Annotated in this window: 6 protein-coding genes; 4 read left to right on the top strand and 2 right to left on the bottom strand. The window is 41.7% G+C overall.

Features of this window, described 5'->3' with window-relative positions; genetic code table 11:
• A partial coding sequence (locus tag ACRCJ0_RS08735; protein WP_431390203.1) for a UTP--glucose-1-phosphate uridylyltransferase occupies nucleotides 1–760 on the top strand: 760 nt, incomplete at its 5' end.
• Between the two features lie 56 nt (nucleotides 761–816).
• Here ACRCJ0_RS08735 and ACRCJ0_RS08730 read toward each other — a convergent pair.
• Nucleotides 817–2127: an alkaline phosphatase gene (locus tag ACRCJ0_RS08730; protein ID WP_149256154.1), complete on the bottom strand. Its 1311-nt coding sequence runs from the start codon at nucleotides 2125–2127 to the stop codon at nucleotides 817–819.
• 133 nt (nucleotides 2128–2260) lie between these two features.
• Between ACRCJ0_RS08730 and ACRCJ0_RS08725 the strand changes: the two genes are divergently transcribed.
• Nucleotides 2261–3268 carry a nucleoid-associated protein gene (locus tag ACRCJ0_RS08725; protein WP_286164588.1) on the top strand — a complete coding sequence of 336 codons (1008 nt, stop codon included), beginning with the start codon at nucleotides 2261–2263 and terminating at the stop codon, nucleotides 3266–3268.
• Between the two features lie 47 nt (nucleotides 3269–3315).
• Nucleotides 3316–3498, top strand: a complete 183-nt coding sequence (locus ACRCJ0_RS08720; protein ID WP_016897743.1) for a hypothetical protein — start codon at nucleotides 3316–3318, stop codon at nucleotides 3496–3498.
• Nucleotides 3499–3670: 172 nt separating this feature from the next.
• Here the strand turns inward: ACRCJ0_RS08720 and ACRCJ0_RS08715 are convergent, their stop codons facing one another.
• A complete protein-coding gene (locus tag ACRCJ0_RS08715; protein WP_311878541.1) occupies nucleotides 3671–3850 on the bottom strand; it encodes a hypothetical protein in 180 nt (59 codons plus the stop codon).
• Between the two features lie 137 nt (nucleotides 3851–3987).
• On the opposite strand from ACRCJ0_RS08715, the gene ACRCJ0_RS08710 reads away from it, so the two are divergent.
• Complete coding sequence (locus ACRCJ0_RS08710; protein ID WP_271736236.1) at nucleotides 3988–5790, top strand: M3 family oligoendopeptidase; 1803 nt, start codon at nucleotides 3988–3990, stop codon at nucleotides 5788–5790.
• The last annotated feature ends 203 nt before the right edge of the window (nucleotides 5791–5993 follow it).

Here is a 5993-nt window from a genome sequence, read left to right as displayed (position 1 = left end):
TGAAAGTGGTATTGAAGAGATTTTAATTATTACCGGACGTAACAAACGTTCAGTAGAAGACCATTTTGATGCAAACTTTGATTTAGAAGACAACTTGAAACAAAAACACAAAGATAAGTTGTTGAAGATGGTTGAAGACACGTCATTATTGAATATTCAATTCAAACGTCAGCACTATCCAAAAGGGTTAGGGGACGCTATTTTCCAAGCGAAATCATTTGTTGGTGATGAACCCTTCCTATTACTATTAGGAGACGACATCGTGGTGAATGCGCCAGGTGAAAAACCATTATCAAAACAAATGATGGATTGCTACCAAACTAATTTAGCGGATGATGCCTTATTAATTGCTGGGGCTAGTGTACCAGCCAAAGAAACTTCTTCTTACGGGATTATGACGACTTCTGGTAACGGTGAAGCGGGTATCTACAATATCGATAAATTTGAAGAAAAACCACAAAATGAAACCGAAGAAAAATTAGCGGCGATTGGTCGTTACATTTTACCACCAGAGATTTTCGATGCCATTGAAGCCATTCCAGAAAATTCTTTCTCAGGTGAAATAGAACTAACAGATGCCATCAACCACTTAGCTAAAGGCGACAAGTTAAAAGCCTATGACTATCAAGGTGAATGGTATGAAGTTGGGGAACCATTAGGTTTACTAAAAGCCAGCATTCAATTCGCCTTACGTCACGAAGAAACAGCAGACGGTTTCCGTGAATACTTGAAAAACGACATTATCCCAACATTGAAATAACCGAACTTAAAAAGCAGTAGCGCGACTTCAATCGCGCTACTGCTTTTTTCAATATTTTAATAGTTATCATCGTCTGGTGATAAGCCAGCGGCTAATATCTTCAATAGTTGCCCGTTTTCCGCATTTTCATGCCAGCCTCTAAAGTAGTCAGACCCGGGTCCATAAGCATAGACATTGACGTCTTCACCCGTATGGTTACCTGTTGTCCAGCCCGTATTAGAACGGCGGTCTACAATGTCTCGAATGGCTTGGGTCAAGCGGCTGACTTTTTCTTCGTAAGTATAGACATAAGTATGGTAGATAGACCGTAACTGGTTTTTCTCAGTAGAAGATAATTCAAATTGGATGTTACGACGAATTACTTCAACCCAGTCATTGGTTTCTTGGGTTAACTCAGCAATGTGTTGAGGAGTTGCTTTGACTTTTCGAATATAGTCAGGCAACCAGGAATCGATATTATTAGTCCCCATAGACATCCCACCGGTTGCATGGTCAGACGTTGCAATGACAAGGGTATCTCCGTCTTGCTTGGCGAAATCAATGGCCACTTGAAAGGCGCCGGCGAAATCATCAATTTCACTCATGATCCCAACCACATCTTTATGGTGGGCAGCCCAGTCAATTTGACTCCCTTCAACCATTAGGAAGAAACCTTCATCACCAGTATCCAATCGGCGGATGGCAGAATGGACCATTTCACCAAGACTAGGGGTCACATTTGACCAACGATCAATAGCCATTGGAACCCCAAATTCGGAGAATAAACCAAGAACTTGTGGGTTGTGAGAATTGAAGAGTTCATGTTTGGTATGGACGATATCATAGCCAAGATTTTCAAATTCTTGGGCTAAATTTCGGTCTGGGCGGATAAAATGGTCACGCCCCCCGCCAAGCATGACATCAATTTTTTGCTTACCTTCAATGGTATCGTCTAGGTATTGGTCAGCAATATCAAAATAATCTAAGCGACTTTCTACATGGGCCGCAAAACCTGCAGGCGTTGCGTGGCTGATTTCAGCGGTCACGACAATCCCTGTCTTTTTATTGTTCAATTTGGCAATCTCTAAGGCAGAGTCTACCCGGCTCAATTGTTTGTCTAGGCCAATGACACCATTCATGGTTTTGACACCAGTAGCCATGGCTGTTGAAGAGGCGGCAGAATCGGTAATTGTCGCCCAAGGGTCAAAGGAATAAGTGGATTGTTGGCCAACCAAATACTTGTTAAAGATACTTGGGTTTCTAAAGTGACCAACGTCTTGATGAAGGTATTCCCGGTAGGCTGAGGCGAGTGAAACGCTCATCCCGTCGGACACCATGAAAATAATGTTCTTCGGTTGGTGGGGAAATTGCTCATTACTAGCTACCATAATTTATGCTGCTTCCTTTCAGTAATCACTTGTCAAATTGAGGGTATTTTTTCAAATCAATACCATCTTTTCTATCCTATAATCCTATTATAAGTTAAAATAGAAAGGAATGCTAAAGAAAGAGGGATACGACATGTTACGGATTGATGCCGCAGTTTTACATATCTTTGATACCAACACCAACGAAGCGGTCTTATCACAGACACTTTTAGACCATAAAGAGCAATATATGATTGAATATATTGACAAAATGATGACCAAAATCATGTACACGGCACAGCAAAAAGTAGGCAAGCTACCCGACAGAAGTCCAGCTAAGGAAATTTTAGTGGGCATGAATCAAGCAGAAAACTTCCTACATGGCACACAAAAACTGAGCAACCGATTTTTCAATTTCACTAAATTAAACCCGGATATCAAACCAGCGGATTTACTGTGGACAGGATTCTGGCTAGACGAAGCTTATTTTATCGGCATGTTCAAGTTAAACCACAACGAATCTTACACCCACTATGTAGAGTATGACCAGGACAACTTGAAGAATGACCTGATTATCAACCGGGCCATTCTACCTAGTCCAACCCAAGCTATCGACGAAGGATTCTTATACTGCATCGATACAGAAGAGTACTTCTTGATTGAGAAGAAACACCTGATTGAAGAATACGGGGAGCGAATTAACTATTTAAGTGAAATCTTCTTGGATATCCAAACCAACCCAAGTATGAAAGAATCAGTGAATATTATCAAAAAGGCCATCGCTAAAACCGCCAAGAAGTTTGGGGAAGATGACTATCAAGACCTGGCCGAGGTAAAACAAATTCTGCATGACACTATTCATGAAACACAAGCGATTGATAACCAAGCCATTGCTGAAGTTATGTACGGGGACAATTTCTCTCGTAAGCAAGCCTACTTTGAAGAAACCAAAGAACAAGGTCTAGCTGATGAAACACCTTATATGCCGGAACTTTTGGGGAACAACATGCAACGCCAAAAATTCAAGTTTGAAAACGGGATTGAATTATCCATTCCCTTAGACTTGTTTAATGACCCAGAAGTGGTTGAAATCAAAAATAACCCGGATGGAACACTGTCAGTCGAAATCAAAAATATCGAAAAAATCAAAAACATGTTCTAGATCATCATGGTCTATATGACGAATCACAATAGAAAGGGTCTACCCATATGTGGCAAAAATTTAAAAACTTAGGTTGGCGTGCCGCCCTAATCGTCTTCTTCGTGGTTTATATGATCACGATTTTAACAGTACCAAACCCAGAACAATTCCAAACGCCGTTCCGCTTCATCTTCGCGGCCATCATCATCGTTGGCTTTGTAATGGAATTAGAAAAGAAACGAAAAAAATAGAGAGCTGTAACCAAAGTCGTTGAGACCCAACATGCTGGACAAAAAGCCGAAAAATTACTTCTGAGTAATTGGCGTATTTTGGGAAGCATCGGAAGCGTTTGACTTTTTGAACCCGATATTAAGACTATATGCATGATAAGAGGTCGCGAATTGTTTTTCGCGACCTTTTTACTTAGTTTTTCGTATGTGTCTTAATATAAGGCATGACTTCATCGGCGAATTTTTCCAACTGGGCATTTACCCGATCCGGTTGATTGCCGTTATCCACTTCTAAGGTTAACCGCTGGAAGTTAAAGGTTTCGGACTGGTACAAAATCTTATCTCGTAGTAACCGCTTGTCCCCAATCAACATTTTTTTGCTTGCCTAAATTGAAGGACGAAGGTCTATGTGTACTGTATATTCTGAATGATTTGAATCAAACTGCAATCAAGAGTAAAATAGGAAAGAATAATGATAGCGAAAACAAAGCAAGAGGAGAGGGTTTTTAAATGAAATATAATGACACTTGGGATTTAGACGCCATGTATCAAGGCGGAGTGACAGGGAATGCCTTTCAAGAGGCACTAGAAACCCTAGTCCAAAAACGAGATGCCTTAATCAAAGACATGCAAGCATTTGATATCAATACAACAGGCGCACCAGCAACTTTTGCGGATATTATTGATCAAGCTGACCAATACCTAAACCACTTCACTACTTTAATTACCTACGCCCAAATGGCATCTGACGCAGACATGCGTGACGAGGCCGCTTCGGCAGCGATTAATAAGGTGGCGACTTTAAACCAAGCTTATGAGATTGCCCGCAAAGGGTTAGACAAACAATTGGCGACCCTAAGCGATGCCGCATTTCAGGACTTTTTAGCGGAACCGCGCTTGGCTGAAATTGCCTTCACCCTTGAGGAAGACCGCCGCGATGCGAAACGTTTGTTAGATGATCAAGCGGAAGCTCTTTTATCTGAATTACAAATCGACGGTTTATCTGGTTGGTCAAATACCTATTCTACGACGGCTTCAGTGATGACGATTTCGGTCGATTTAGACGACGGCCACCACGATTATTCAGTGGGACAGGCCATGAACAACATGTACGCTGACCCAAATCCGGACAACCGGGCGAAAATCTTTGCTGCTTGGGAAGAGACTTTTGCTCAATACGGTCCAGTCTTCGCTGATGTCTTAAACCACTTAGCTGGCTACCGGTTAACAACTCAAAAAGCGCATGGATACAATGATTTCATGGAGGAGCCCCTAGAATATAACCGTATCAAAGCGGAAACTGTGGAAGCTATGTGGCAAGCCGTTGCAGCCAATAAAGATACCTTTGTCCAATTTTTAAACCGGAAAAAGGCTTTGCTTGGTTTAGACGAGTTGAACTGGCAAGATGTTGATGCGCCATTAGATTTCGAGGACACTAAACCAACGACCTTCACTTACGATGAGGCGGCAGACTTTGTGGTGGAAAACTTCAGAACCTTTGGGGACAAGCTAGCGGATTTCGCCCAATCAGCTATAGACAAGCGGTGGATTGAAGCAGAAGACCGTCCCGGTAAGCGTCCAGGTGGTTACTGTACTGAAACCATCAACCAAGATGAGACCCGTATCTTTATGACCTTTACAGGCTCTAGAAACGATACGTCAACCTTGGCCCACGAATTGGGTCACGCCTTCCATTCTGATGTGTTAACTAGTGAAGCACCTTCTAACCAAGCTTATGCTATGAATGTGGCAGAAACAGCGTCGACATTCGCTGAAACAATTGTGGCCAACGCCAATTTAAAACAGGCCAAAAGTAAGTCTGAGCGCCTACAATTATTGAACGCGAAAATGGAAAATGCCATTGCTATGTTTATGAACATCCGGTCTCGTTTCTTATTTGAAACAGCCTTTTATACTGAGCGCCAAGACGGTTTTGTATCAGAAAGTCGCTTGAATGAATTGATGACCCAAGCCCAAAAAGAAGCTTTTGGTGGGGCCATTAATGACCTACACCCACATTTCTGGGCCAGTAAGTTGCACTTCTTCATCGATGACGTGCCATTCTATAACTTCCCATATACATTCGGCTACATGTTTAGCTTAGGAATCTATGCGGAATACTTGAAAGCACCGGAAGGATTTGAAGAGCGTTACATCGCCCTATTGAAAGATACAGGACGGATGACCACTGAAGAATTGGCCATGAAACATTTAGGCGCTGACCTAACTAAGCCAGATTTCTGGCAAGCTGCCATCGATTTAGCGGCAGCAGACGTGAAAGAATTCTTAGCTGAATCGGAAGATTTAGTTTAATGGAATATATAAACAAGTTGCTAAAGCAGGTAGGGATATATTTCCTTTACCTGCTTTTTACAATATGCACAAACTTTGCGTGTTATAATTGACCTAATAAGGAGTATGTGATTTTTATGACTAAATCAACCATTTTTGACGAAATCAAACAAGAGATTATTGCCGATCCTTATAACAAGGACTATACCGACCGTGGGATTAAA

It is taken from the genome of Aerococcus sp. L_32 (assembly GCF_050689315.1).
Note: the sequence above shows the minus strand (reverse complement) of the source record. Positions and strands in the feature narration are given on the sequence as shown.

Excerpts from the sequence above, each read along its gene's own strand:
- ACRCJ0_RS08730 (WP_149256154.1), bottom strand. The coding sequence starts at position 2,127 with ATGGTAGCTAGTAATGAGCAATTTCCCCACCAACCGAAGAACATTATT.
- ACRCJ0_RS08725 (WP_286164588.1), top strand. The coding sequence starts at position 2,261 with ATGTTACGGATTGATGCCGCAGTTTTACATATCTTTGATACCAACACC.
- ACRCJ0_RS08720 (WP_016897743.1), top strand. The coding sequence starts at position 3,316 with ATGTGGCAAAAATTTAAAAACTTAGGTTGGCGTGCCGCCCTAATCGTC.
- ACRCJ0_RS08715 (WP_311878541.1), bottom strand. The coding sequence starts at position 3,850 with ATGTTGATTGGGGACAAGCGGTTACTACGAGATAAGATTTTGTACCAG.
- ACRCJ0_RS08710 (WP_271736236.1), top strand. The coding sequence starts at position 3,988 with ATGAAATATAATGACACTTGGGATTTAGACGCCATGTATCAAGGCGGA.